The sequence below is a fragment of the Kitasatospora sp. NPDC024654 genome (assembly GCF_055559155.1).
In genome coordinates this window covers 13,634-37,845 of the sequence record NZ_JBVHLF010000027.1, presented here as the reverse complement: position 1 = coordinate 37,845, position 24,212 = coordinate 13,634, and the positions used below count along the sequence as shown (strand labels likewise).

Below are 24,212 nucleotides of genomic sequence, written 5' to 3'. Positions count from 1 at the left end.
GGAGCCCATCCTGCTAGAACCCAGCCACACCCCCCCCCCCCCCCCCTCCCCCCCCCCCCCCCCCTTCTCCCCCCCCCCCCCCCCCCCCCACTCTCCTCGCCCCCCCCCCCCCCCCCCCCCCCCCCCCCCCCGGTCCGTTTTTCTCGGTACTAGTGCTCAGGAGTGCACCGTGCAGCTCGTCGTCGGCCGGATCGGCCGTGCCCACGGCATCAGGGGGGACGTCAGCGTCGAGGTCCGGACGGACGAGCCGGAGCTGCGGCTCGCCCCCGGTGCGGTGCTGCTCACCGACCCCGCCTCGGTCGGACCGTTGACCGTGGAGTCCGGCAAGGTGCACAGCGGCCGGCTGCTGCTGCGCTTCGAGGGGGTCAAGGACCGCAACGCCGCCGAGGCGCTGCGCAACACCATCCTGATCGCCGAGGTCGACCCGGACGAGCTGCCCGAGGAAGAGGACGAGTACTACGACCATCAGCTGATCGGCCTGGACGTCGTGCTGCAGGACGGCACCCCGGTCGGCGAGCTGACCGAGGTAGTCCACCTGCCGTACCAGGACCTGCTCACGGTCACCAAGCCGGACGGCACCGAGGTGCTGATCCCGTTCGTCGCAAGGATCGTGCCGACCATCGACCTGGAGAACCAGCGGGCCGTCATCGACCCGCCGGGCGGCCTGATCGACCCGGCCGAGGCCGAGGTCGACGGTGGTCCGGAGGAGGCCCGGTGACCGAGCAGCAGGGCATGCGGATCGACGTCGTCACGATCTTCCCGGAGTACCTGGAGCCGCTGAACGTCTCGCTGGTCGGCAAGGCGCGCGCCCGTGGCCAGCTCGACGTGCACCTGCACGACCTGCGGGACTGGACCACCGACGTGCACCGCACGGTGGACGACACGCCGTACGGGGGTGGGCCGGGCATGGTGATGAAGCCGGAACCGTGGGGGGAGGCTCTGGACGCGGTGCTCGCGGCCGGGCCCGCGGACCAGCTTCCCACCCTGGTGGTGCCCACCCCGAGCGGCGTTCCGTTCACCCAGCAGCTGGCCCAGGAGCTCGCCGGGCGCCCGTGGCTGACCTTCGCGCCGGCCCGCTACGAGGGCATCGACCGCCGGGTGATCGAGGAGGCCGCCACCCGGATGCCGGTGGTCGAGGCCTCGATCGGCGACTACGTGCTGGCCGGCGGTGAGGTCGCGGTGCTGGTGATGGTCGAGGCGATCGCCCGGCTGCTGCCCGGCGTGCTCGGCAACGCCGAGTCGCACCGCGACGACTCCTTCGCCCCCGGCGCCATGGCCGACCTGCTGGAGGGGCCGGTCTACACCAAGCCCGCCGAGTGGCGCGGCCGCGAGGTGCCCGAGGTGCTGCTCAGCGGTCACCACGGGAAGATCGCCCGGTGGCGCCGGGACCAGGCCTTCGCCCGCACCCTGGCCAACCGGCCCGACCTGGTGGCCCGCTGGCCGCAGGCCGCGTTCGACAAGAAGGACCGCGAGGCGCTGAGCGTCCTCGGCCTGCGCTGGGACGACGAGCTGGGCCGATTTCGGCGCACGGCCGACGCTGTGGAAGAATAGGCGGCTGTTGTCTGTCGCTGGGCTCCCGTCGGGGAGCCGGTGGTCCGGTGCCCCCGCCACGGGGGGTTCACCCCCGGCCGATGCGGCCCGCAGCACACCCCATTGTGACGAATTTTCCGTGGGCGGCCCGTGGCGCCCGCGATGGAGAGCATCATGAGCAACAAGCTCGCTGCTGTCGACGCGGCCTCGCTGCGCACCGACATCCCGGCCTTCCGCGCCGGTGACACCCTGAAGGTCCACGTCCGGGTCATCGAGGGCAACCGCTCCCGTGTCCAGGTCTTCCAGGGCGTCGTGATCCGCCGCCACGGTGCGGGCATCGGTGAGACCTTCACCGTCCGCAAGGTCAGCTTCAACGTCGGCGTGGAGCGCACCTTCCCGGTGCACACCCCGATCGTCGAGAAGATCGAGGTCGTCACCCGCGGTGACGTCCGCCGCGCCAAGCTGTACTACCTGCGTGACCTCCGCGGCAAGGCCGCGAAGATCAAGGAGAAGCGCGACCGCTGATCCACCCGCCCCGGCCGACGGCCGGGGCTCGGCACGCTCAGACTGGGCCGCTAAGCTCAGCCCGATGAGCACGCACGAACCGATCGCGGACCGCGACGGCGACACCGCACCCTCGGGTGCGGGACTGCCGTCGCGGTCCGCGGCCGTTTCGCCGGCCGTTTCGCCGGTCGACGAGCCGCCGGCCACGGATGACGTGCCGGCCCCCGATGGCGACGCGGAGGAGCGCGGCTGGCGCGGCCGCGACCTGTTCGTGCTCGGCGGGATCTGCCTGGCCGTGCTGCTCCTCGTCAACGTCTTCGTGGCCCAGCCGTTCGTGGTTCCCTCCGCCTCGATGGAGAACGCGCTGCGACCGGGCGACCGGTTGGTGGTGGACAAGCTCGCGTACCAGTTCGGCGGCCAGGTCCGGCGCGGTGACGTGGTGGTCTTCGACGGCACCGGGTCGTTCCTGCCCGAGGACGGGGAGCCGAGCGGCATCGGGCCGGCACTTCAGCGGTTCGGCGCCTCGCTGGGCCTGGCGCCCTCGGACGGCTCGGTCTTCGTCAAGCGGGTGATCGGGGTCGGCGGCGACCGGGTGACGTACCACGTGGGCGACCAGCACCTCACCGTCAACGGGGTCCCGCTGGACGAGTCCGACTACCTCTTCCCCGGCGAGGCCCCGTCCACCGTCGGCTTCGACGTGGTGGTGCCGCCCGACGAGCTCTTCGTGCTGGGCGACCACCGCGCCGACTCCAGCGACTCCCGTGACCACCTGGGTGACCCCGGCGGCGGCTTCGTGCCGGTGGACAAGGTGATCGGCCGTGCGGAGTGGGTGGTGTTCCCGATCGGTCACTGGACCGCGCTGGACCGGCCGGCCGGGTTCGCCGCCATCGGTGCGGCCAGGGGGACCGGTGCGCATGGCGGGTAGCCGGGCGGCCGCCGCGTCGGCGAGTCCCGCACCACCCCGGGGACGCGCGCAGCGGCGCAAGGCGGCCCGGCGCGCCGCGAGCCGTGGGCGGCGTGCGCTCTGGCGCGAGATACCGGCCATCGCGGCGGTCGCGCTGGTCATCGCGCTCGTCCTGAAGACCTTCTTCGTCCAGGTCTTCGTGATCCCGTCCGGTTCGATGGAGCAGACCATCCGGATCGGCGACCGGGTGCTGGTGGACAAGCTCACCCCGTGGTTCGGGGCGCAGCCGCAGCGCGGCGACGTGGTGGTCTTCAAGGACCCCGGCGGCTGGCTGGCCGGCGAGAACCAGACCGACACCGACGGACCGCTCACCCGCGGCGTCAAGCAGGCCTTCAGCTTCGTCGGTCTGCTGCCGGCCTCCGGCGAGCAGGACCTGATCAAGCGGGTGATCGGGGTCGGCGGCGACACCGTCGCCTGCTGCGACAGCCAGGGCCGGGTCACCGTCAACGGCAAGCCGCTCGACGAGCCGTACCTCGCCCCGGGCAACCCGCCCTCGCGGATCCCGTTCCAGGTGACCGTGCCGGCCGGCCGGATCTGGGTGATGGGCGACCACCGGGACCTCTCGGCCGACTCCCGCTACCACATGTCCGATCCTGGACAGGGGACGGTTCCGCTCTCCGACGTGGTCGGCCGGGCTTTCCTGATCGGCTGGCCCTTCGACCACTTCCGGTGGCTCTCCCGGCCCGACACGGCCGCCTCGCTGCGGGCACCGCCGGCCGGCCCGGCGGAATCACCCGCCCCGGGGCCGGATCCTCTGGAACCTTCGCTCGTTATGGGGATGTTGGGCGTCTCCCCGGCCGCCGTCCGGCGGCTGCGCGGCGCCGCCAGGGGCCCGGCCCGGCGCTGACCCGGTGGATCGGACAGCGCCCGACCGGCCCGGTCCGGGTGGATCCGACGCCGTGTGGGAGAGCCCGGGCGACCGCCCGGAGTGATAGAGAAGTGCAGGAGTCCCCGCCGCCCGGCGGTGGGGTGCTCCCAGGGCTGTGTCAGGCCGCCGAGCAACGGGCAGATCCGAGGCGGATTCACGGTCAGGCACGGAGCGTGGTGCCCGCTGTGCGGCACTGGTGAGCGCGGGCGATGGACGTCCGCACAGCAGGGAGGAGATGTCGTGGGGGATCTGGTGATCGGCGCCCGCTCGGGGCCGGGTGAGCCCGAGGGCTCCGACGGCCGGACGGCCCAGTCCGCCGAGTCCGGGCACCCTTCGGAGCCGTCCGACGAGGTCCCGAGCGGCGCGGAGCCGTCCGGTGCCGGTGCGTCCGGCGGGCCGTCCGGTGGTGGCCCGTCCGCTGGCGGATCCGGCACGCCCGGCGCGCCCGGCGAGGTCAAGGAGCGGCCGGCGCCCGAGCGCAAGCAGCGCTCGTTCTGGAAAGAACTGCCGATCCTGGTCATCATCGCGCTGCTGCTGGCCTTGGTCATCAAGACCTTCTTCGTCCAGGCGTTCTCGATTCCCTCGGAGTCGATGCAGAACACCCTGCAGGTCGGCGACCGCGTGCTGGTCGACAAGCTGACCCCCTGGTTCGGCGCCAAGCCGGAGCGCGGCGAGGTCGTGGTCTTCCACGACCCGGGCGGCTGGCTGGACGGCGAGGGCAGCACGCAGAGCTCCAACCCGGTGGTCCGGGGCGTCCAGGACGTGCTGAGCTTCATCGGCCTGATGCCCTCGGCCAACGAGAAGGACCTGATCAAGCGGGTGATCGGGGTCGGCGGCGACACCGTCGAGTGCGACGGCACCGGGCCGCTCAAGGTCAACGGCGTGCCGCTCAACGAGCCGTACGTCTACCCGGGCGCGACCCCGTGCGGCACCAAGCCGTTCGGGCCGATCACGGTGCCGGCGAACAGCATCTGGGTGATGGGTGACCACCGCGACGACTCGCTCGACTCGCGGTACCACATGGACCAGCCGGGCGGCGGCAGCGTGCCGGACAGCGACGTGGTCGGACGGGCGTTCGTGGTGGCCTGGCCGATCGATCGCTGGTCGACCCTGGCGATCCCGTCGACCTTCAGCCAGAAGGGGATCTCCGCGACCGGGCTGGTCCCACCGATGGCCGGCGCGGTCGGCACCCTGCCGGTCGCCTGGTACCTGCGCCGGCGACGGAAGCAGGATGCCGGACGACCGGGGAGCGAGGACTGAGGGCCGAGACCGCGAGTGCGGCTCCGACTCTTGCGCGGGCCGTGGTACCGACGAGTAATCTGCTCGGACGTACCACGGCCCGCCGCCGTGTCCGGCCCCCTCACCCTGGACGGTTCCGATGAGCAGGCTCGCCGAAGCAACCGCCGCCGGTACCCCGTCCGCCGGGAGCGGTGCGGGTCGCCCCCGGGTGGGCGCGGTGCTGCAGGGCGTGGCGCTGGCGGTCGGGCTGGCCCTGCTGGTGGGCGGCTTCGCGCTGGTCGCGCTGGACTACCGGCCGTACCGGGTGCCGACCGCCTCGATGACACCGACGATCGGGGTCGGTGACACGGTGCTCGCGCGCAAGGTGAGCGGCGGTTCGGTGGGGCGCGGCGACATCGTGGTCTTCCAGGACCCGGCCTGGGGCTCGGCCACCCTGGTCAAGCGGGTCGTCGCGGTGGGCGGCGACACGGTCGCGTGCAGCGGGCCCGGCGGCAAGCTGACGATCAACGGTACGCCGGTCGACGAGCCGTACCTGGCCAGCGGCGGTGCCGAGGGCCAGGCGGCCTTCACCGCCAAGGTGCCGGCCGGGCGGCTCTTCCTGCTGGGTGACAGCCGGGTCGGCTCGCTGGACTCCCGGGCCCACCTGGACGTGGATGCGGGCACCGTGCCGGCCTCGGACGTGGTCGCCCGGGCGGAGGCCATCGCCTGGCCGTCCGACCAGGTCAAGCTCCTGCGGCGGACGTCGGCGTTCGACGGCCTGGGCGGGCCGGTGGCCGGCCGGCCCGGGCCGCTGGTGCCGGCCACCTGGGCCTCGGTGTCGGGCGCGGTGCTGATTGTGCTGATCTCGCTGACCGGACCGGTGGCGGCGCTGGCGCGGCGGATCCGGCGTCGGTCATGACCGTGGAGCGCCGCCGGGCGGCCCGGGTGCTGCTGCTGGACGGGCGGGACCGGTTGTTGCTCTTCCACGGCTTCGACCCCGCGGAGCCGGCCCGGACCTGGTGGTTCACCCCCGGCGGCGGGCTGGAGCCGGGGGAGGACACCCACCGGGCGGCGTTGCGCGAGCTGGCCGAGGAGACCGGGCTGACCGGGGTGGAGCTGGGGCCGGTGGTCGCCGTCGACCGGGCCGACTTCTGGTACGACGGACGCCGGTACGAGCAGGAGCAGTGGTTCCACCTCGGGCGGACCGTGGAGACCCGGCTGGACTGCTCGGGGAGCGCGCCGGACGAGCGGCCGCAGCTGACCGAGGCGCGCTGGTGGACGGTGGCGGAGCTGCGGGCCAGCAGCGAGACGGTCTACCCGCGACAGCTCGCCGACCTGCTGGAGCGACTGCTGGTGGAGGGACCGCCAGTAGTTCCGGTACGCCTCTGAGTGAGGGCGACGTGGTCCACAATGGGGAGGGACTGGACGAGCCGAGGGGACGCCGTATGAGTGCCGAAGATCTCGAAAAGTACGAGACCGAGATGGAGCTCAAGCTCTACCGGGAGTACAAGGATGTCGTCGGCCTGTTCAAGTACGTGATCGAGACCGAGCGGCGGTTCTACCTCACCAACGACTACGAGCTGCAGGTGCACTCGGTGCAGGGCGAGGTGTTCTTCGAGGTTTCGATGGCCGACGCCTGGGTCTGGGACATGTACCGGCCGGCGAGATTCGTCCGCAAGGTGCGCGTGCTGACCTTCAAGGACGTGAACATCGAGGAGCTGGCCAAGAGCGATCTCGAGCTGCCCTCGGACGAGGCCGGCTTCGGCAACTGACCCGGTGACCGCTGGCTGACGTTCGACGTCGTCCACACCCCCCGGGTTGTCCACAGGGGAACGGAACCCGCTGCCCTGAGCGGCGCGGTGCTGGCAACCTCCGTGCACGGAGGTGATCGCCGTGCAGAACGCACACACCGCCCTGGGCCGCTACGGCGAAGAGGTGGCTGCCCGTCGGCTCGGCCTGGACGGCCTGCAGGTTTTGGAGCGCAACTGGCGCTGCTCGGACGGCGAGCTGGACATCGTCGCGCTGGACAAACAGGAGGAATTGCATCAGATGCAACACTCCGCACGGCAGCGGGAAGGCCGTTTTGGCTGGTCAGCGAGGCGGCCCCCGAAGGGGGCCGCCGAGTCGATCAAGCTCTGACCTCCACGTTAGCACAGAGATTCAACATTGTTGCGTCTGATACAACAGGGCTGTGAGTACCCCAGCTCCTGGTTCAGCGCATCTCGTCATGGCGCGCAACATCGTCCACCTCGACCCGGCTCCGTCCGTCTTCGACGCGATGCTGGAGGGGTGGGCTCGGCAGCAGTCGGCCCGATTCCTGCTCCCGACGACGATCGCTCCGCGACTGCGCCTGATCGAGCGCCTGGGTGAGTTCACCGGTCAGTACCCGTGGCAGTGGACTCCGGCCGAGGGTGAGGCGTGGATCGCCCACCTGCGGAGCGGTGACTCCCCGATCCAGATGTCGACGGCCCGCACCTACGAGGTGACGGTCGGCCTGTTCCTCGACTACCTGCTCGACACCCGCTACGGCTGGGTCCAGACCTGCCTGGAACGGTTCGGTGAGATACCCCAGCCCGTGTTCCACGAGGGCAACTCGGTGCTGCACACCGTCGAATACGAGGGCGACCCGCGGCGCCGGCCGCTGACCTACGACGAGATCCAGGCCCTGTTCGACGCGGCGGACGCCCGTCCCGGCAAGATCCGGGGACAGGGGCGCAAGGGAGCTCTCGCGGCCCTGCGGGACGCCGCCGTCCTCAAGACCGTCTACGCGTTCGGCACGCGCCGCACGGAGACGTCCAAGCTGGATCTGGTCGACCTGCGGAAGAGCCGCAAGGCTCCGCAGTTCGGGAACGTCGGCAGCATCATGGTGCGGTTCGGGAAGTCCAAGAAGGGAGCCCCGCCCAAGCGCCGGACCGTGCTCACGGTTCCGGAGATGGACTGGATCGTCGACGTGCTCGACGAGTGGACCAGCGAGATCCGCCCCCAGTTCTCGCCGGGTCGGCATCCGGCCCTCTGGATGACGGAGCGCGTCGGGCGCCTGTCTCCCCGGTCGATGAACGAGGCGTTCGTCGCCGCCCGCAGGGATGCCGACCTCGACGAAGACCTCGATTTGCACTGCCTGAGGCACTCCTACGTCACACATTTGACCGAATTTGGATACCCTGCCCGATTCGTCCAGGAACAGGCTGGTCACTCCCATGCCTCAACCACGGCGATCTACATGGGAGTCTCGAACGAGTACCGCAACAAGCTGCTGGAGGCGTCGATGAAGAACCAGCTGGGCGATCTCTGGGAGGCGACAACGTGATCAAGAAGATGGGCTACGACTGGCACCTTCGGACGCTGATGGCCCGCCGCGGGATGTTCCAGACCTCGGACCTGGTGCCCCTGCTGGCCGAGCGGGGGATCGTCTTGTCGCGCGAGCAGGTCTACCGGCTGGTCACGCAGCCGCCCCAGCGGATGAGCATGGACACCTTTGCCGCGCTCTGCGACATCCTGGACTGCACCCCGAACGACCTGGTCACTCCGCAGGTCGTCAACGTGCAGCAGCGCAAGACCGCGGGCGGTGAGACCGGTGCGATCCCGGCGACCCCGCGCCGGACCGTCATCCGCCGCCCGGGTGGCTCGTGATCTACGTTCAGGCCAGCAAGCTCGCCGTCCGGCGCGAGCTCGCCGAGATTCGTGCCCGGTTGATCGGCTTTGTCCGGGAGGCCACCGGCCTGGCCGTGACGGCGGAGGAGGCGGAGGGCTTCCTCCAGGACTCCCGGGCATGGACCCCGCTGAGCGCCCGCCGCCTCGACGAGCACCTGGCGACCCACCCGCAAGCCTTCACCGCCCCGTCCCCGCACTGCCCAGTGCCGCTGGTGAGGCTGCTGCAACGGCTGGACGCCGCGGGCCACGGCGATGCGATCACACAGCCGGTCTGCGCGCGCTGCCTCCGCCCCGGCCTGTCGCTCGGCCGGCTGGCCCCGGAGGGTCGCTGCTGCGACTGGTGCGTCGCCAAGACCGAACTGCGACGATGCGCCCGCTGCGGAGACAACGGGCACATCGTCGCGCAACGCGAGGAAGGGCCGATCTGCCGCCGCTGCTACCGGGTCGACGAGCAGTTCGTCGCGGACTGCGCGGAGTGCGGCCGGCACGGCGCCCACTGCCACCGGCGCGCTGACGGAGCCCTCATCTGCTGGTCCTGCGCTCCAAAGCCGGACCGGGAGTGCGCCCGCTGCGGAGTCGTGGGCCCGGCGAAGGCCAACGTCAAGGACGAGGGGCCAGTCTGCTCGCGCTGCTACACCGCCCCCGCCGGCCTCTGCCGCAAGTGCGGGCGCCACCGGCCGATCGCCAAGCGCGGGAGCGACGGCGAGCCCGGGATCTGCATCAACTGCTATGCGGTCGAGGGGGAATGCGGCATCTGCGGCCGATTCCGCCGAGTCCAGAAGAACCCTCGCGAGGGCGGACAGCTCCAGTGCCGAGCCTGCTGGAGCCGGCCCCCGCGCCGTTGCGGCGACTGCGATCGGGTGGTCGACTGCCCGGTGACCTGGCCCATCGGTCCGGTCTGCGGCACCTGCTACGCGCGCCGGCGCCGCAGCCCGGCGCCCTGCGGCGTCTGCGGGACAACGCGGGTCCTGGTCGACCGCGCCGAGGACGGCACCGAGGCTTGCGGGCCCTGCTCGGGGGTGGACGTCGACTACGCCTGCCGGCAGTGCGCCTACCCGGGCGACATCTTCGCCGACGGCTGCTGCACGCGATGCGTCACCCGTGAACTCGTCCGTGATCTGCTCAGCGGCGAGGACGGCCAGGTGCTGCCGCAGCTGGCCCCGCTCGCCGAGGCCCTGGCGGCGGCGGAGTTCCCCAAGTCCGTACTGAACTGGGTCCGCTACAGCCAGAGCGCCCAGCTGCTGGCCAGCCTGGCCGCTGCACGGTCAGAGATCACCCATGACCTGCTGGACGGACTTCCGCAGGACGCCCACACCCGCACGGTCCGCGAGACCCTGGTTGCCACGGGCATCCTGCCCCGCCGGCACGAGGACCTGGCCCGCCTGGAACTCTGGCTTGAGGAGATGCTCGACCGGCTCCAGCCTGCCCGCCGCCGGATCATCAGGCCGTTCGCGGAGTGGTCGGTACTTCGCGAGGCACGTCGGAAGGCCGCGCGAGGCCGCTACAGCGCCAGCTCGGCCTCCGGCAACCGAAGCGACATCCGAACCGCCGTCGAGTTCCTCGACTGGCTCGACCACAACAAGATCGATCTCGCAGACCTTGACCAAGCGCAGTTCGAGGTCTGGCTCCTCGCGTCCCGGCCGAGCCGGCGGCGCGGGATCGGCAGGTTCATCCGATGGACGAACGCCCGGCGCCTCACGAACAAGATCGAGGTGCCGACTCGCCGGCACGGCCTCGCCGAGAGGTTCCTGCCAGAGGAAGAACACCAGGATCAGCTGCGTCGATGCCTGTCCGATGTCGCCCTGCCCCTCGAAGTACGCATCGTCGGGGCGCTCATCCGCCTCTATGCCCTGCCACTCCCGAGGATCGTCCAGCTGACGACAGCGCGGTTCACCCAGGAGGCCGACCGGGATTTCCTTGTGATCAACAAGCACCCAGTCCTGCTGCCGCCCTCCCTGGCACGGCTGATCAAGCAACAGATCGCCGCAGGGAGAGGGCCTTCCATGCTGCCGTCGAGCGCGACCCCCGCCGAGGAGTCCGCAGCCTTCCTCTTCCCTGGGCGTCCCGCCAGTCGGCCGAGGAACGCTGACGGGCTTGCCCAGCGGCTGAACGACCTGGGTCTGCCGACAATCGCCGCGCGCCACACGGCCATGATCGGGATGGCTGCCGAACTTCCTCCCATCATCATCAGCGACCTCTTCGGCATCCACAGGAACACCGCCAACAACTGGGCGGGACTCGCCCAGGACGGGTGGGCCGACTACCTCGCCGCCTGCCAGGACGACGAGGTATGACCCTGGTGCGGGACACCGCCCAAGGAAAATGCGGCCTGGCTAGGACTTGGCGGCCGCGCGCAGGCTCATGCGGTAGATCAGTTTGTCGTCCTCGAACAGCGTGACCTGCTCAGCGCCACCGTCGAGTAGCTCCTTCCACACCTCACCGATCCATGCCTCGGCATCCCCCTGCGTGGTGAACTCCTCCGGCTCCACTGCCGGCGACGTCTCTGTGCCATCAGCCATCTCGAACCGCCACGTCCATGCCACGTTTCATTCCTCCGCTCCAAGACCAACTGTTGCAGCCAACTCCTTTCCTTACAGGCGAACCCCTAACCATCAGTGGTCGAACAGTCACCAAACGCCCGCGGCCGATATACCCCCAGCCGGTGCTGACAGCCGCACTGCTGACTCAAAGACAGGGAATAGCGCAAGGACGGAACACCACCTCTTCCCCAGTCGGCGAGACGGTGGCCGTCTGCGAGGTCAAGACCCGCTCGGAGCGGGGGTTCCAACAGCCGCCCGAGGCGATCGGGCCGGCCAAGGCCGAGCGGCTGAGACGGCTCGCCCAGCGGTGGCTGAGCGAGCGCTGGCCGCTGCACTTCGGCCTGCTGGCCGAGCGGATCGGGGGCGGGGCCCCGGCGGCCGAACACGCCGTGGGGCCGGCCGACCAGGCCGTCCCGCTGCCGCCGGGCGGGGTCAGGATCGACCTGGTCTGCGTGGTCAGCCGGATCCGGGGCGCGGCACTGGTGGAGCACCTGCGGGGGGTGGTCTGAGATGGCCTTCGCCCGTACCTGCTCGGTGGCCCTGGTCGGCGTCGACGGCGTCGTGGTCGAGGTCCAGGCCGATCTCGAACCGGGTGTCGCCGCGTTCACCCTGGTCGGCCTCCCGGACAAGGCACTCAGCGAGGCGCGGGACCGGGTGCGCGCCGCGGTGGTCAACAGCGGTGAGAGCTGGCCGCAGCGCAAGCTCACGGTCGGGCTGAGCCCGGCCTCGGTGCCCAAGAGCGGCAGCGGGTTCGATCTCGCGGTCGCCTGCGCGGTGCTGGCGGCGGCCGAGCGGCTGCCCCCGCCCGCCATCGCCGACCTGCTGGTGATCGGCGAGCTCGGGCTGGACGGCCGGGTCCGGCCGGTCCGCGGGGTGCTGCCCTCGGTGCTCGCCGCCGCCGAGGCGGGCTACCGCCAGGTGGTCGTCGCCGAACAGACCGCGGCCGAGGCGGCCCTGGTCCCGGGCGTCTCGGTGCTCGGCGTGCGCAGTCTGCGGCAGCTGATCGCGCTGCTGACCGACGCGCCGGTGCCGGAGGAGCCACCGGACCCGGTCGGCGGGCGTCCGGACCCGCTGATGGCCGGGCTCCTGCTGCCCGGCTCGGCCGTGCGCGGGACGGCCGCCGACCCAGCGTTCGGGCCGGACCTCGCGGACGTCGCGGGCCAGAGCGAGGCCCGGCAGGCCCTGGAGATCGCCGCGGCCGGCGCCCACCACCTCTACCTGAAGGGCCCGCCCGGCGCGGGCAAGACCATGCTGGCCGAGCGGCTGCCCGGCCTGCTGCCGCCGCTGACCCAGGCCGAGGCCCTGGAGGTCACCGCGGTGCACTCGGTGGCGGGGCTGCTGCCGCCGGGGCGTCCGCTGGTCGACGTGCCGCCGTACTGCGCGCCGCACCACTCGACCACGATGCCCGCGATCGTCGGCGGTGGCAGCGGGTTGCCCCGCCCCGGCGCCGTCTCGCTGGCCCACCGGGGGGTGCTCTTCCTGGACGAGGCGCCGGAGTTCCCCGTCCGGGTGCTCGACGCGCTGCGGCAGCCGCTGGAGTCCGGTGAGGTGGTCATCGCGCGTTCGGCCGGATCGCTGCGGCTGCCCGCGAGGTTCCTGCTCTGCCTCGCGGCGAACCCCTGTCCGTGCGGCCGCTACTCGCGGCGGGGGGAGAGCTGCGACTGCACGCCCGCCATGGTGAGCCGGTATCAGGGCCGGCTCTCCGGGCCGCTGCTGGACCGGGTGGACCTGCGGGTGCAGGTGGACCCGGTGACCAGGGCCGAGCTGATGCAGTGCGGCGGCCGGGCGGAGAGCACCGCGGTCGTCGCCGAGCGGGTCCGGGCCGCCCGGACGCGGGCCGCCGATCGCCTCCAGGGCACCCCGTGGCGGACCAACTCCCAGGTGCCGGGCCGCGAGCTGCGCTCCCGCTGGCGACCGGAGGAGGGGGCGCTGGTCGACGCGGAGCGCGAGATGGAGCGCGGCCAGCTCACCGCGCGCGGGCTGGACCGAGTGCTCCGGGTCGCCTGGACGGTGGCGGACCTCGCCGGCCGCGCTGCCCCGGGCCGGTCCGAGCTGCGGACGGCGTTGGTGCTTCGCCGTGGCTTCCCGACCGGGCTGCCGCTGCCGGGCCCGTTCGGCGTGCGCGCCAGCTGAACCACCGTCAGTGGCGGTGTCCGACCTGATCCAACCGACCCGAAGGAGGGACCGGATGAACGACGCCCGACCGACCCGCGGTCAGACCGCCCTGGACCTGGGCGCGCCCGCCGCCGCCCCGATGGTCCCGCTGCCAGTCCGGGGCGTCGGCGCCGACGCCGAGCGGCTCGCCCGCGCCGCGCTCACCCGGCTCGCCGAACCGGGCGACCGGGCCGTCGGCCGGTGGCTGCTCGACCACCCGGCCGCCGAGCTGCTGCGGCTCATCCGTGATCGGACACCGCATCCCGAACTCGGCCTCGACCAGGCCAGGCTCGCGGCCCTGCACGCCCGGCTGCCGGGCACCGACCCGGCCGCCGACCTCGCCCGGGTCGGCTCCCACGGCGGCCGCTTCCTGATCCCCGGCGATGCGGAGTGGCCGAGCCAACTGGACGATCTGGCCGACGCCACGCCGGTGGGCCTCTGGGTGCTGGGCACCGGATCGCTGCGGCTGCTGGCCCTGCGCTCGGTGGCTGTGGTCGGCGCCCGGGCCTGCACCTCCTACGGTGCCCATGTCGCAGGCGAGCTGGCCGCCCAACTCGGCGAGCGCGGCTGGGTGGTGGTCTCCGGCGCGGCCTACGGGATCGATGCCGCCGCGCACCGCGGCGCGCTCGCGGTGGGCGGCGCCACGGTGGCGGTGCTCGCCTGCGGCGTGGACGTCGCCTACCCGCGCGGGCACCACGAGTTGATCCGCCGGATCGCCGAACAGGGCCAGTTGGTCAGTGAACTCCCACCCGGGGAGCACCCGAACCGTTTCCGCTTCGTGCTGCGTAACCGGGTGATGGCGGCACTGACCCGCGGCACGGTGGTGGTGGAGGCCGCCCTGCGCAGCGGCGCGCTGAGTACCGCCCGGCGGGCCCAGGAGCTCAACCGGCACACCATGGGCGTCTGTGGGCCGGTCACCTCCGAACTCTCCGCCGGTGTACACGCGCTGCTGCGCTCGGGCGCCGCGACGCTGGTCACCGACGCCGCCGAGGTGGTCGAGCAGATCGGGGCCATCGGAGAGGACCTGGCCCCGCTGCGTGACGGCCCGCTGCGGCCGAGGGACGTCCTGGGGCACGCCGCGGCCCTGGTGCTGGAGGCGATTCCGGCGGGTCCTGACGGTGCGACGGTCGATTACCTCGCCCGGTGCGCCGGGTTCCCGCCCGACGAGGTCCACAAACGGCTGTACGAGCTCTGTTCCCTGGGCTTCGTCCAACGGGTGGGGTCGCACTGGAGGGTGACGCGCTGACGACTGCCGGGCCGCGGGGTGAAGCGCCGACCGCACGACGGGCAAACCGGGACCTCAGGGGCGCAATGCCCGGTTCTGGCGCGCGCACTCCTGCGACCGAGTGAACGCCACCAGAACGGGCGACGGCCGAGTGGTGGTAGCGCAGTGCATCGACTCGGTCACGCTACGCTCGCTATGGCTTCCCTATCAGCACATGACTCGGCAGAACGGCGCAGACCCACGTATGCCCACACACATTCCCGGACACCGGGTGACCAGTGCCGGTCGGCCCCTGGGGGGCGCTGGCACCGAGTCGAACTCCGGTACCGATGTCCAGCCCCAGGGACGGAGTCCTCGCAACACGCAGCCGTCGAAGCCCCAGCTGCCGAAGGTGCCGGAGGCGGGTCCAGGATCTTCGCCGAACCAGTCCTTGCCGGATTCGTCGGCGGTCGGCCCCGCGAGTGCCGGGGGGGCGGGGAGCGAGACGGCGGGTGCCGCCTCGGCGGGTGTGGGCGGCGCGCCGGCGGTGGAGCACGTCCCGGAGGCGAGCACCGCGGCCGGAGCGGCGGCCTCGGGCCGTGCCGCGCCGCGCCCACCAGCCTCCCGCCCGGGCGACGGCGGCCGCGGGCAGCAGGCTGCTGGGGAGCGCGGCCAGGGCGACGCCGGGCCGGCCGGTTCGGGCGCCGGTACGAGCGGGGCATCGCCCAGGCGTATCGCGCGTACCGTCGCGGCGCGCTCCGCGGCACCGCGGACGGTGGTGCCGATCGCGCAGTTGGGTTCGTCGGCACCGCGCGTCGGGCGCTCGGCGACCGTCCCCAGGCCGCTCTCGGAGGCCCAGCCGCCGGCCGGTCTGGTTCCATTGCCTGCCCCGGCCCCGCTCCCGTCACCAGCGCCGGACCGGGACACCCTGGCGACACCCTCGCGGGTGCCGGACACCGCGCCCGTGCCGGACGAAGCCGCGCTCGCCGCTCCCGACCTCAGGCCGGCCACCCGCCGGGGCCCGTTGGCGCGCGGCGGTGCTCCCGGGGCGGCCGGCAACTCCGTCGGTACGGTCGGCGGCGTCTCGGCCCGGGCACCGGTGGGGCAGTCGGGCAGGGTGGTCGGCTTGGTCGCGATGCCGCCCTCGCCCCGGGAGGGCGGTTCCCGCGCGGAGTGCGCGGCGGCCACCGCCGGCGGACCGGGTGCCGTCGCTTCGGGCGGACCCGGCCGCGCCCCGTTCACCCAACCCGTCGCCCACGGGCCCGCCCCAGCGGCCGCGTCCGGCGGTGGGGGCACCCCGGTGCGCCGGGTGCCACCGCAGCCCGGGCAGGAGCGCGAACCCGACCCGAGCACCGCGCTCGAAGCGCTCTGGCGCTCCTACAAGGGAACCGGCGACCCCAGACTCCGCGAGCAGCTGATCCTCCACTACTCCCCGCTGGTGAAGTACGTGGCCGGCCGGGTCGGGGTGGGTCTCCCGACCAACGTCGAGCAGGCCGACTTCGTCTCCTCCGGTGTCTTCGGGTTGATCGACGCGATCGAGAAGTTCGATCCCGACCGGGCGATCAAGTTCGAGACCTACGCGATCAGCCGGATCCGCGGCGCGATCATCGACGAGCTGCGGGCCCTCGACTGGATTCCCCGGTCGATCCGGCAGAAGGCCAAGGCCGTCGAGCGGACCTACGCGGCGCTGGAGGCCCGGCTCCGGCGGACCCCGCACGAGCCGGAGGTCGCGGCCGAGATGGGCATCGCCATCGAGGACCTGCACGCGATCTTCAGCCAGCTCTCGCTCGCCAACGTGGTGGCCCTGGACGAGCTGCTGCACCCCGCCGGCGAGGGCAGCGAGCGTCTGAGCCTGGTGGACACCCTGGAGGACACCGGCGCGGACAACCCGGTCGAGGTCGCCGAGGACCGCGAGCTGCGCCGACTGCTGGCCGGGGCCATCAACACCCTGCCCGAACGGGAGAAGACCGTGGTGACGCTCTACTACTACGAAGGGCTCACGCTGGCGGAGATCGGTCAGGTGCTCGGGGTCACGGAGAGCAGGGTCAGTCAGATTCACACCAAGTCCGTTCTGCAGCTGCGGGCCAAACTGTCCGACCTGCGCTGAATCCGTCGCGAGTGGTGAACGTGGTCCCGCACCTCGGGTCCGCCCGTCCCGGGCGAATGCGTGCCGCCACTTCCCCCGACCTAAGGGCTCCGTACAGTGGGAGGGTGCCGAAGATCCGAGCGGCCAACTTGGCCGAGCATCGTCAGCTGCAGCGCGCAGCCCTCCTGGATGCTGCCCGCTCGCTGCTGACCGAGGGCGGGATGGAGGCGCTGACCTTCCCCGCCCTGGCCGCGCGCACCGGGCTGGCCCGCTCGTCGATCTACGAGTACTTCCGCTCGCGAGCCGATGTGGTGGAGCGGCTCTGCGAGGTCGACTTCCCGCTCTGGGCCGCCGAGATCGAGGCGGGGATGGCCTGCTGCGACACGGCGCTCAGCAGGTTGGAGGCGTACGTCCGTGGTCAGCTCGTCCTCGCGGGCGATCCGCGACACCGCGCCATCGCCGCCATCTCCGCGCTGGAGCTCGACGACGCGGCCCGGGAGCGCATTCGCGCCGCGCACGCCGGCTTGGTGAACCTGGTGGTCGACGCCGTCCGGGAGCTGGGCCACCAGGAGCCGCGGCTGGCGGCGGCCCTGCTGCAAGGGGTGGTCGAGGCGGCGGTCAAGCGCTCCGACGGGCTCGGGGACGAGGAACGCCGGACGGTGGCTGACGCCGCCGTGGCGCTCGCGCTGCACGGCCTGGCCGGCGCCCACGCGGTCTGAACCTCGCCGGGTCCCTCGGCCGGCGCGCGGGTCGTGCGCGCTGGGGCGCGCAGTGGTAGCAGTCGAGCGTGGCCGATGCCCAGCAGGGCGAGTGGGTCGAGATAGCGATCACCGCGCAGCAGCCCCCAGTGCAGGCAGCCGGTCGCGCAGTGGCCCGCCCCGGGCGCGACCAGGCCGATGGCCTCGCCGGCCGTGACCGCCGAACCGACCGGCAGGCTCCCCGCCACCGGGAGGTACGTGCTGTGCAGCGGCGGCACACCCGTGCCGGGGTGTTGGACCGTTACTACGGGACGCCCGGCCACCATGCCCGAGAAGCTGATGACGCCGGCCGCGGCCGCCCGAACCGTCGCCCCGTCCGCGGCGGCGAGGTCGACACCGCGGTGGCCGGCCGCCCACGGCGCGGGTGGGGCGGCGAAGCGGCCGAGCAACCCCGAGGCCCCACCGACCGGCCAGGCCCGCCCCGGCCCGACGGCCGCTGGCGGGTCGGGACCGTCAGCGGGGATCGCGGTGGTGACCAGGGTGGCCGCCGGTCGGAAGGAGGGCGGCCCGGCCGGCCGGGCAGAGGTCGGCCGCCCCGCCGGCGCGAGCAGGCTCACCAGGACAGTGGTGAGGGCCAGCAGCGGCAGCAGCACGGGCGGGCGCGCGGCCCGGCGGCGCGGTGTGGTGGTGCCGGCAGCGCCGGCGGAGAGCCGGGGGAGCGCGGAGCACGAGAGCATCGAAAGGTTCATGGCTCGAGGCTCCGCCCGGACGCGCCCCCCGACCAGCCCCGCTTCGAGAGCTGTGGACAACCCGGCCCTGTGGACAGCAGTGGAAAGTCGGCCCGCCTTCGGACGACCGGCTGGACCGCGGGCCGCGCTCCGGGGGCGGGACGCCCTGCCCAGCCGCGCAGAGTCGCCGGTCACGCGGGGCTTCCCGTACACTTCACACGCGACCCGGTCCACCGGGTCGACTTCGCACGCCCCGCCACCGGCGAACCAGCGCGCGCCGAGGCCCTCCGGGCCCGGTCCGCCGCCCCGTCCGGTGCGAGTGCCGCTCGGTCCGCCGAGCCTGTCGCGGCCCCGCCGCCCAGGCCCCAGCGGCTCGGCACGTCCGGGGCGTCAGGCGTGACGGTCACCCCGACCGGCACGGACAAACCGAGCCTGACCTGGCCATCGCCGAGGCGCCAGCCCCGGCGGTACAAACCAGGCGCAACACCTGAGGAGCACGGCCATGGCCGTCGTCACGATGCGGGAGCTGCTGGAGAGCGGCGTCCACTTCGGTCACCAGACCCGCCGCTGGAACCCGAAGATGAAGCGCTTCATCTTCACGGAGCGCAACGGCATCTACATCATCGACCTGCTGCAGTCGCTGAACTACATCGACCGCGCGTTCGAGTTCGTCAAGGAGACCGTCGCCCACGGCGGCAGCGTCCTCTTCGTCGGCACCAAGAAGCAGGCCCAGGAGGCCATCGCCGAGCAGGCCACCCGCGTGGGCATGCCCTACGTGAACCAGCGCTGGCTCGGCGGCATGCTGACCAACTTCTCCACCGTCTACAAGCGTCTGCAGCGCCTCAAGGAGCTCGGCGAGCTGGACTTCTCGGACGTGGCCGGCTCCGGCCTGACCAAGAAGGAGCTCCTGGTCCTCCAGCGCGAGCACGACAAGCTGGAGAAGACCCTCGGCGGTATCCGCGACATGCAGCGCGTCCCGAGCGCGGTCTGGATCGTGGACACCAAGAAGGAGCACATCGCCGTCGGCGAGGCCCGGAAGCTCAACATCCCGGTCGTCGCGATCCTCGACACCAACTGTGACCCCGACGAGGTCGACTACAAGATCCCGGGCAACGACGACGCGATCCGCTCCGTCACCCTGCTGACCCGTGTGATCGCCGACGCCGTCGCCGAGGGCCTGAAGGCCCGCGCCGGTGTCGCCAAGGGCGACGTCAAGGCCGAGCCGGGTGCCGACCAGCCGCTGGCCGACTGGGAGCAGGACATCCTGGCCGGCGAGAAGAAGGCCGAGGAGGCCCCCGCCGCCGAGGCGCCCGCCGCCGAGGCCCCGGCCGCCGAGCAGGCCTGACGTACCGAGGGTGAGGGGCGCTCGCCGGTACGCACCGGCGAGTGCCCCTCTCTCCACGTGCCGGGGCTGAACCATGAGCCCCGGCGCACCCACCCCGCAGACACGCGAGACGCGAGAAGAGATTCACACCATGGCGAACATCTCCGCCGCGGACGTCAAGAAGCTCCGTGAGCTCACCGGCGCCGGCATGATGGACTGCAAGAAGGCGCTCGACGAGGCCGAGGGCAACGTCGAGAAGGCCGTCGAGCTGCTCCGCATCAAGGGTCAGAAGGGCGTCGCCAAGCGCGAGGGCCGTGACGCCTCCAACGGCGCCGTCGCCGCGCTGATCGCCGATGACAAGAAGTCCGGCGTGCTGGTCGAGCTGAACTGCGAGACCGACTTCGTCGCCAAGGGCGAGAAGTTCGTCGAGGTCGCCAACACGATCGCCGCCCACGTCGCCGCCGCCACCCCGGCCGACCTGGACGCCGCGCTGGCCTCCGAGATCGAGCCCGGCAAGACCGTCCAGCAGTTCGTGGACGAGGCCAACGCCGCTCTCGGCGAGAAGATCGTCTTCCGCCGGTTCGCGCAGTTCGCCGGCGACGGCTTCGTCGCGGTCTACCTGCACAAGACCAGCCCCGACCTGCCGCCGGCCGTCGGCGTCCTGGTCGAGCTGGACAAGGAGAACGCCGAGGTCGCCAAGGACGTCGCGCAGCACATCGCCGCCTTCGCCCCGAAGTACCTCTCCCGCGAGGAGATCCCGGCCGAGGCCCTAGAGAACGAGCGCCGCGTCGCCGAGGCCACCGCCCGCGAGGAGGGCAAGCCCGAGGCCGCCCTGCCGAAGATCGTCGAGGGTCGGGTCACCGGCTTCGTCAAGGAGAACTCCGTTCTGGAGCAGGCCTTCGCGAAGGACAACAAGAAGACCGTCGCCAAGGTGCTCGAGGAGAACGGCGTCGCCCTGAAGCGCTTCGCCCGCTTCCGCGTCGGCGCCTGAGCCACGTTCACCGGGGTTCCCGCCTAAGGTAGGAACCGCCGCCGCCGCTGCGAACCAGCGACCCGGCACCATGAACGACGAGGAGGCCATTGCCGTGCAGGACACCGTCCCGGTTCCCGCGGCAGTGGCCTCCTCTCGTGTACGCGCAGGTCTGGACCCAGCCCGTCCGGTCCTGTGAACCAGCAGGTTAGAAGGAGAAGTTCCATGCACGAGCCGCAGGAGACCGCGCAGGACGGTACGCGTCGTCGCGTTCTGCTCAAGCTGTCCGGTGAGGCGTTCGCCGGCGGGGGCGGCCTCGGCGTCGATCCCGACGTGGTGCACGCCATCGCCCGGGAGATCGCCACTGTGGTCCGGCAGGGCACCGAGGTCGCCGTGGTCATCGGCGGCGGCAACTTCTTCCGCGGCGCCGAGCTGCAGGTCCGAGGCATGGACCGGGCCCGCTCCGACTACATGGGCATGCTCGGCACCGTAATGAACTGCCTCGCGCTGCAGGACTTCCTGATGAAGGAAGGCATCGAGACCCGGGTGCAGACGGCCATCACGATGGGCCAGGTCGCCGAGCCCTACCTGCCGCTGCGGGCCATCCGGCACCTGGAGAAGGGCCGCGTCGTGATCTTCGGCGCCGGGATGGGCATGCCGTACTTCTCCACCGACACCACCGCCGTCCAGCGCGCCCTGGAGATCCACGCCGAGGTGCTGCTGATGGGCAAGAACGGTGTCGACGGGGTCTACGACTCCGACCCCAAGACCAACCCGGACGCGGTGCGGTTCGACGCGCTGGAGTACGCCGAGGTGATCTCGCGCGACCTCAAGGTCGCCGACCTGACCGCGATCACCCTGTGCAAGGACAACGGCCTGCCGATCCTGGTCTTCGAGCTGCTCGCCGAGGGCAATATCGCCCGTGCGGTGAAGAGTGAGAAGATCGGCACACTCATCAGCCAGGATTCCGTCCGGGCCTGAGCAGCATTCCCCCGCAGGCCCCAGGCCGCGCGGAACATCAGTACGCCAGAAGGCAACCGGACAGGGAGCAGACTGTGACCGAAGAGATCCTCCTCGAGGCCGAGGAGAAGATGGAGAAGGCCGTCGCGGTCGCCAAGGACGACTTCGCCGCCATCCGCACCGGCCGGGCCCACCCGGCGATGTTCAACAAGATCGTCGCCGACTACTACGGTGCCCTGACGCCGATCAACCAGCTCGCCTCGTTCTCCGTGCCGGAGCCGCGGATGGCGGTCATCACGCCGTTCGACAAGAGCGCGCTGCGCAACATCGAGCAGGCGATCCGCGACTCCGACCTCGGGGTCAACCCGTCCAACGACGGCGCGATCATCCGCGTGACGTTCCCGCAGCTCACCGAGGAGCGCCGGCGCGAGTACATCAAGGTCGCCCGCGGCAAGGGCGAGGACGCCCGGATCTCCATCCGGTCGATCCGCCGCAAGGCGAAGGACTCCTTCGACAAGCTGGTCAAGGACGGCGAGATCGGCGAGGACGAGGGCCGCCGCGCGGAGAAGGAGCTCGACGACACCACCGCGAAGTACGTCGCGCAGGTGGACGAGCTGCTGAAGCACAAGGAAGCCGAGCTGCTCGAAGTCTGATGAACGACGCCCCGAACGCCCCTGGCTACTGGGGCGCAACCCCGCAAACCCCTCCGGCGGCCGAGGACGACGACCCGGCCGCCGGACACCCCCACCCGGAGACCGCAGTGGCCCAGGCCGACCCGCAGCAGCCCCGCAAGCAGCGCGGCGGGCGCAACCTGCAGGCCGCGATAGGGGTCGGGCTCGGCCTCGGTGCGGTCGTGGTGGCCTCGCTCTTCGTGGTGAAGGCGGTCTTCCTGGTCGTGGTGGTGGCTGCGATCTCGGTCGGCGGCTGGGAGCTGACCAGCCGGCTGGCCGAGCGCAAGGAGATCGAGGTCCCGCTGCCGCCGCTGCTGGTCGGTGGCGTGGCCATGCTGACGGCGGCGTACTGGCTCGGGCCGGAGGGCTCGGCCGCGGCGCTGGCGCTCACCGCGCTGGCCCTGATGGTCTGGCGGATGGGCCGGCCGCCGGAGAACTACCTGCGCGACATAACGGCGGGTGTCTTCACGGCGTTCTACGTGCCGTTCCTGGCCTCCTTCGTGGCGCTGCTGCTGGCGGCGCACGACGGTCCGCAACGGATCGTGCTCTTCCTGGTGGTCACGGTCTGCAGTGACACCGGGGCGTACGCGGTGGGCTACAAGTTCGGCCGGAACAAGCTGGCGCCGACGATCAGCCCGGGCAAGACCCGCGAGGGCCTGGCCGGCGGGATCGCGCTCTCGATGCTGGCCGGCGCCCTGCTGATGCAGTGGATCATCGAGGACGGCCGCTGGTGGCAGGGCCTGACCCTGGGCGGCTGCGCGGCGGTCGTCGCCACCCTGGGTGACCTCGCCGAGTCGATGATCAAGCGGGACCTGGGCATCAAGGACATGGGGACCCTGCTGCCCGGCCACGGCGGCATCATGGACCGCCTGGACTCGCTGCTGCCGACCGCTCCGGTGGTCTGGCTGCTGCTCACGGCCTTCGTCGGCCACTGACACGGACGCTCGCTGGGACCCCGGACGCACGCCGTCCGGGGCCTCGCGCGCCATCTGCGACACTGGAACAACCATGCCTGCACCCGGAGAACTGACCTTTGTCGCGCCGCGCGGCGCCAAGCCCCCGCGACACCTCGCCGATCTCAGCCCCGCCCAGCGCAAGGAGGCCGTCGCCGAGCTGGGCGAGCAGCCGTTCCGCGCCAAGCAGCTGTCCAACCACTACTTCGCCCGGCTCTCCGACGACCCGGCGAGCTGGACGGACATCCCCGCGGCCAGCCGCGAGAAGCTGACCTCGGAGCTGCTCCCCTCGCTGATGTCCGTGGTGCGGCACGTGTCCTGCGACGACGACACCACGCGTAAGACGCTCTGGAAGCTCTTCGACGGCACCCTGGTCGAGTCGGTGCTGATGCGCTACCCGGACCGGGTGACGATGTGCATCAGCTCGCAGGCCGGCTGCGGGATGAACTGCCCGTTCTGCGCCACCGGCCAGGCCGGGTTGACCCGCAACCTCTCCACCGCCGAGATCGTCGAGCAGATCGCCGCCGGGATCCGCGCCCTGAAGTCGGGCGAGTTCGGCGGCGGGCGGGTCGAGGGGGGCGAGGGGGCCGAGGGCGCCGAGCCGCGGCTGAGCAACGTGGTCTTCATGGGCATGGGTGAGCCGCTGGCCAACTACAACCGGGTGCTGGCCGCGATCCGCCGGCTCACCGACCCGGCGCCGGACGGCTTCGGGATGTCCCAGCGAGGCGTCACCGTCTCCACCGTCGGCCTGGTCCCGGCCATGAACCGGCTCGCCGACGAGGGCCTGAGCGTGCGCCTCGCGCTCTCCCTGCACGCCCCGGACGACGAGCTGCGCGACGAGCTGGTCCCGGTCAACACCCGCTGGAAGGTCGCCGAGGTGCTCGACGCCGCGTGGAACTACGCGGAGAAGTCGGGCCGGCGGATCTCCATCGAGTACGCGCTGATCAAGGACATCAACGACCAGGCCTGGCGGGCCGACCTGCTGGGCCGGCTGATCAAGAACCACCGGGTGCACGTCAACCTGATCCCGCTCAACCCCACTCCGGGCTCGAAGTGGACGGCCTCCCGCCCGGAGGACGAGCGGGAGTTCGTCCGCCGCCTGATCGCGCACGGGGTGCCGACCACGGTGCGCGACACCCGCGGCCAGGAGATCGACGGCGCCTGCGGCCAGCTCGCCGCCGCCGGTTGA

At 72.0% G+C, this 24,212-nt stretch carries 25 protein-coding genes and 1 pseudogene; 24 read left to right on the top strand and 2 right to left on the bottom strand.

Features of this window, described 5'->3' with window-relative positions:
* Positions 1-169 precede the first annotated feature (169 nt).
* The 13 genes from rimM to ACZ38L_RS18050 all read left to right on the top strand — a co-directional run bounded on the left by rimM (position 170) and on the right by ACZ38L_RS18050 (position 11,029).
* On the top strand, positions 170-718 hold the full coding sequence (gene rimM / locus ACZ38L_RS18110; RefSeq protein WP_465694135.1) for a ribosome maturation factor RimM: 549 nt from the start codon (positions 170-172) through the stop codon (positions 716-718).
* A 14-nt stretch (positions 719-732) separates the two neighbouring features.
* Positions 733-1,551 (top strand): tRNA (guanosine(37)-N1)-methyltransferase TrmD, encoded by an 819-nt coding sequence (gene trmD / locus ACZ38L_RS18105; RefSeq protein ID WP_465694179.1) that lies wholly within the window; start codon positions 733-735, stop codon positions 1,549-1,551.
* Between the two features lie 153 nt (positions 1,552-1,704).
* On the top strand, positions 1,705-2,055 hold the full coding sequence (gene rplS / locus ACZ38L_RS18100; protein WP_145904254.1) for a 50S ribosomal protein L19: 351 nt from the start codon (positions 1,705-1,707) through the stop codon (positions 2,053-2,055).
* A gap of 64 nt (positions 2,056-2,119) precedes the next feature.
* Entirely contained in the window at positions 2,120-2,959 is an 840-nt protein-coding gene (gene lepB, locus ACZ38L_RS18095; RefSeq protein ID WP_465694134.1) for a signal peptidase I, read from the top strand.
* A complete protein-coding gene (gene lepB, locus ACZ38L_RS18090; RefSeq protein WP_465694133.1) occupies positions 2,949-3,845 on the top strand; it encodes a signal peptidase I in 897 nt (298 codons plus the stop codon). Before lepB (ACZ38L_RS18095) ends, lepB (ACZ38L_RS18090) begins: the two co-directional genes overlap by 11 nt.
* 261 nt (positions 3,846-4,106) lie before the next feature.
* On the top strand, positions 4,107-5,126 hold the full coding sequence (lepB, locus tag ACZ38L_RS18085; protein WP_465694132.1) for a signal peptidase I: 1,020 nt from the start codon (positions 4,107-4,109) through the stop codon (positions 5,124-5,126).
* A gap of 118 nt (positions 5,127-5,244) precedes the next feature.
* Complete coding sequence (gene lepB, locus ACZ38L_RS18080) at positions 5,245-6,003, top strand: signal peptidase I (RefSeq protein WP_465694131.1); 759 nt, start codon at positions 5,245-5,247, stop codon at positions 6,001-6,003.
* Positions 6,000-6,473, top strand: coding sequence for an NUDIX hydrolase (locus tag ACZ38L_RS18075; protein WP_465694130.1), 474 nt, complete (start codon positions 6,000-6,002; stop codon positions 6,471-6,473). The genes lepB (ACZ38L_RS18080) and ACZ38L_RS18075 overlap by 4 nt, the downstream gene beginning before the upstream one ends.
* A gap of 56 nt (positions 6,474-6,529) precedes the next feature.
* Positions 6,530-6,856, top strand: coding sequence for a DUF2469 domain-containing protein (locus tag ACZ38L_RS18070; RefSeq protein ID WP_184935368.1), 327 nt, complete (start codon positions 6,530-6,532; stop codon positions 6,854-6,856).
* A 121-nt stretch (positions 6,857-6,977) separates the two neighbouring features.
* On the top strand, positions 6,978-7,223 hold the full coding sequence (locus ACZ38L_RS18065) for a YraN family protein (RefSeq protein WP_465694129.1): 246 nt from the start codon (positions 6,978-6,980) through the stop codon (positions 7,221-7,223).
* 88 nt (positions 7,224-7,311) lie between these two features.
* Positions 7,312-8,391 (top strand): tyrosine-type recombinase/integrase, encoded by a 1,080-nt coding sequence (locus ACZ38L_RS18060; RefSeq protein WP_465694128.1) that lies wholly within the window; start codon positions 7,312-7,314, stop codon positions 8,389-8,391.
* Positions 8,388-8,714, top strand: a complete 327-nt coding sequence (locus ACZ38L_RS18055) for a helix-turn-helix domain-containing protein (RefSeq protein WP_465694127.1) — start codon at positions 8,388-8,390, stop codon at positions 8,712-8,714. The genes ACZ38L_RS18060 and ACZ38L_RS18055 overlap by 4 nt, the downstream gene beginning before the upstream one ends.
* Positions 8,711-11,029: an XRE family transcriptional regulator gene (locus tag ACZ38L_RS18050; RefSeq protein ID WP_465694126.1), complete on the top strand. Its 2,319-nt coding sequence runs from the start codon at positions 8,711-8,713 to the stop codon at positions 11,027-11,029. The genes ACZ38L_RS18055 and ACZ38L_RS18050 overlap by 4 nt, the downstream gene beginning before the upstream one ends.
* Positions 11,030-11,068: 39 nt before the next feature.
* Here the strand turns inward: ACZ38L_RS18050 and ACZ38L_RS18045 are convergent, their stop codons facing one another.
* A complete protein-coding gene (locus tag ACZ38L_RS18045) occupies positions 11,069-11,278 on the bottom strand; it encodes a hypothetical protein (protein WP_465694125.1) in 210 nt (69 codons plus the stop codon).
* A gap of 119 nt (positions 11,279-11,397) precedes the next feature.
* Here ACZ38L_RS18045 and ACZ38L_RS18040 point away from each other — a divergent pair, with 119 nt between their 5' ends.
* The 5 genes from ACZ38L_RS18040 (at position 11,398) to ACZ38L_RS18020 (ending at position 17,438) form a co-directional block, all read left to right on the top strand.
* Positions 11,398-11,784 (top strand): YraN family protein, encoded by a 387-nt coding sequence (locus tag ACZ38L_RS18040; RefSeq protein ID WP_465694124.1) that lies wholly within the window; start codon positions 11,398-11,400, stop codon positions 11,782-11,784.
* A 1-nt stretch (position 11,785) separates the two neighbouring features.
* Entirely contained in the window at positions 11,786-13,408 is a 1,623-nt protein-coding gene (locus ACZ38L_RS18035) for a YifB family Mg chelatase-like AAA ATPase (RefSeq protein ID WP_465694123.1), read from the top strand.
* Between the two features lie 55 nt (positions 13,409-13,463).
* Positions 13,464-14,675 (top strand): DNA-processing protein DprA, encoded by a 1,212-nt coding sequence (gene dprA / locus ACZ38L_RS18030; protein WP_465694122.1) that lies wholly within the window; start codon positions 13,464-13,466, stop codon positions 14,673-14,675.
* Between the two features lie 1,258 nt (positions 14,676-15,933).
* The gene (whiG, locus tag ACZ38L_RS18025) at positions 15,934-16,740 is read left to right on the top strand and encodes an RNA polymerase sigma factor WhiG (protein WP_465694178.1); all 807 of its coding nucleotides are present in this window, start codon (positions 15,934-15,936) and stop codon (positions 16,738-16,740) included.
* Positions 16,741-16,868: 128 nt separating this feature from the next.
* Positions 16,869-17,438: a TetR/AcrR family transcriptional regulator gene (locus tag ACZ38L_RS18020; protein WP_465694177.1), complete on the top strand. Its 570-nt coding sequence runs from the start codon at positions 16,869-16,871 to the stop codon at positions 17,436-17,438.
* A 104-nt stretch (positions 17,439-17,542) separates the two neighbouring features.
* On the opposite strand, the pseudogene ACZ38L_RS18015 reads toward ACZ38L_RS18020, so the two are convergent.
* Positions 17,543-18,154: pseudogene (locus ACZ38L_RS18015) on the bottom strand (M23 family metallopeptidase); the annotation flags it as partial.
* Between the two features lie 493 nt (positions 18,155-18,647).
* Here ACZ38L_RS18015 and rpsB point away from each other — a divergent pair.
* The 6 genes from rpsB to rlmN all read left to right on the top strand — a co-directional run bounded on the left by rpsB (position 18,648) and on the right by rlmN (position 24,212).
* Positions 18,648-19,490: a 30S ribosomal protein S2 gene (rpsB, locus tag ACZ38L_RS18010; protein WP_465694121.1), complete on the top strand. Its 843-nt coding sequence runs from the start codon at positions 18,648-18,650 to the stop codon at positions 19,488-19,490.
* A 130-nt stretch (positions 19,491-19,620) separates the two neighbouring features.
* Positions 19,621-20,460 (top strand): translation elongation factor Ts, encoded by an 840-nt coding sequence (gene tsf, locus ACZ38L_RS18005; protein WP_465694120.1) that lies wholly within the window; start codon positions 19,621-19,623, stop codon positions 20,458-20,460.
* Positions 20,461-20,664: 204 nt separating this feature from the next.
* The gene (gene pyrH, locus ACZ38L_RS18000) at positions 20,665-21,420 is read left to right on the top strand and encodes a UMP kinase (RefSeq protein WP_396567159.1); all 756 of its coding nucleotides are present in this window, start codon (positions 20,665-20,667) and stop codon (positions 21,418-21,420) included.
* A 74-nt stretch (positions 21,421-21,494) separates the two neighbouring features.
* Positions 21,495-22,052, top strand: a complete 558-nt coding sequence (gene frr, locus ACZ38L_RS17995) for a ribosome recycling factor (protein ID WP_396567157.1) — start codon at positions 21,495-21,497, stop codon at positions 22,050-22,052.
* Positions 22,052-23,005 carry a phosphatidate cytidylyltransferase gene (locus ACZ38L_RS17990; protein WP_465694119.1) on the top strand — a complete coding sequence of 318 codons (954 nt, stop codon included), beginning with the start codon at positions 22,052-22,054 and terminating at the stop codon, positions 23,003-23,005. Before frr ends, ACZ38L_RS17990 begins: the two co-directional genes overlap by 1 nt.
* Before the next feature lie 73 nt (positions 23,006-23,078).
* Positions 23,079-24,212 carry a dual-specificity RNA methyltransferase RlmN gene (gene rlmN / locus ACZ38L_RS17985; RefSeq protein ID WP_465694118.1) on the top strand — a complete coding sequence of 378 codons (1,134 nt, stop codon included), beginning with the start codon at positions 23,079-23,081 and terminating at the stop codon, positions 24,210-24,212.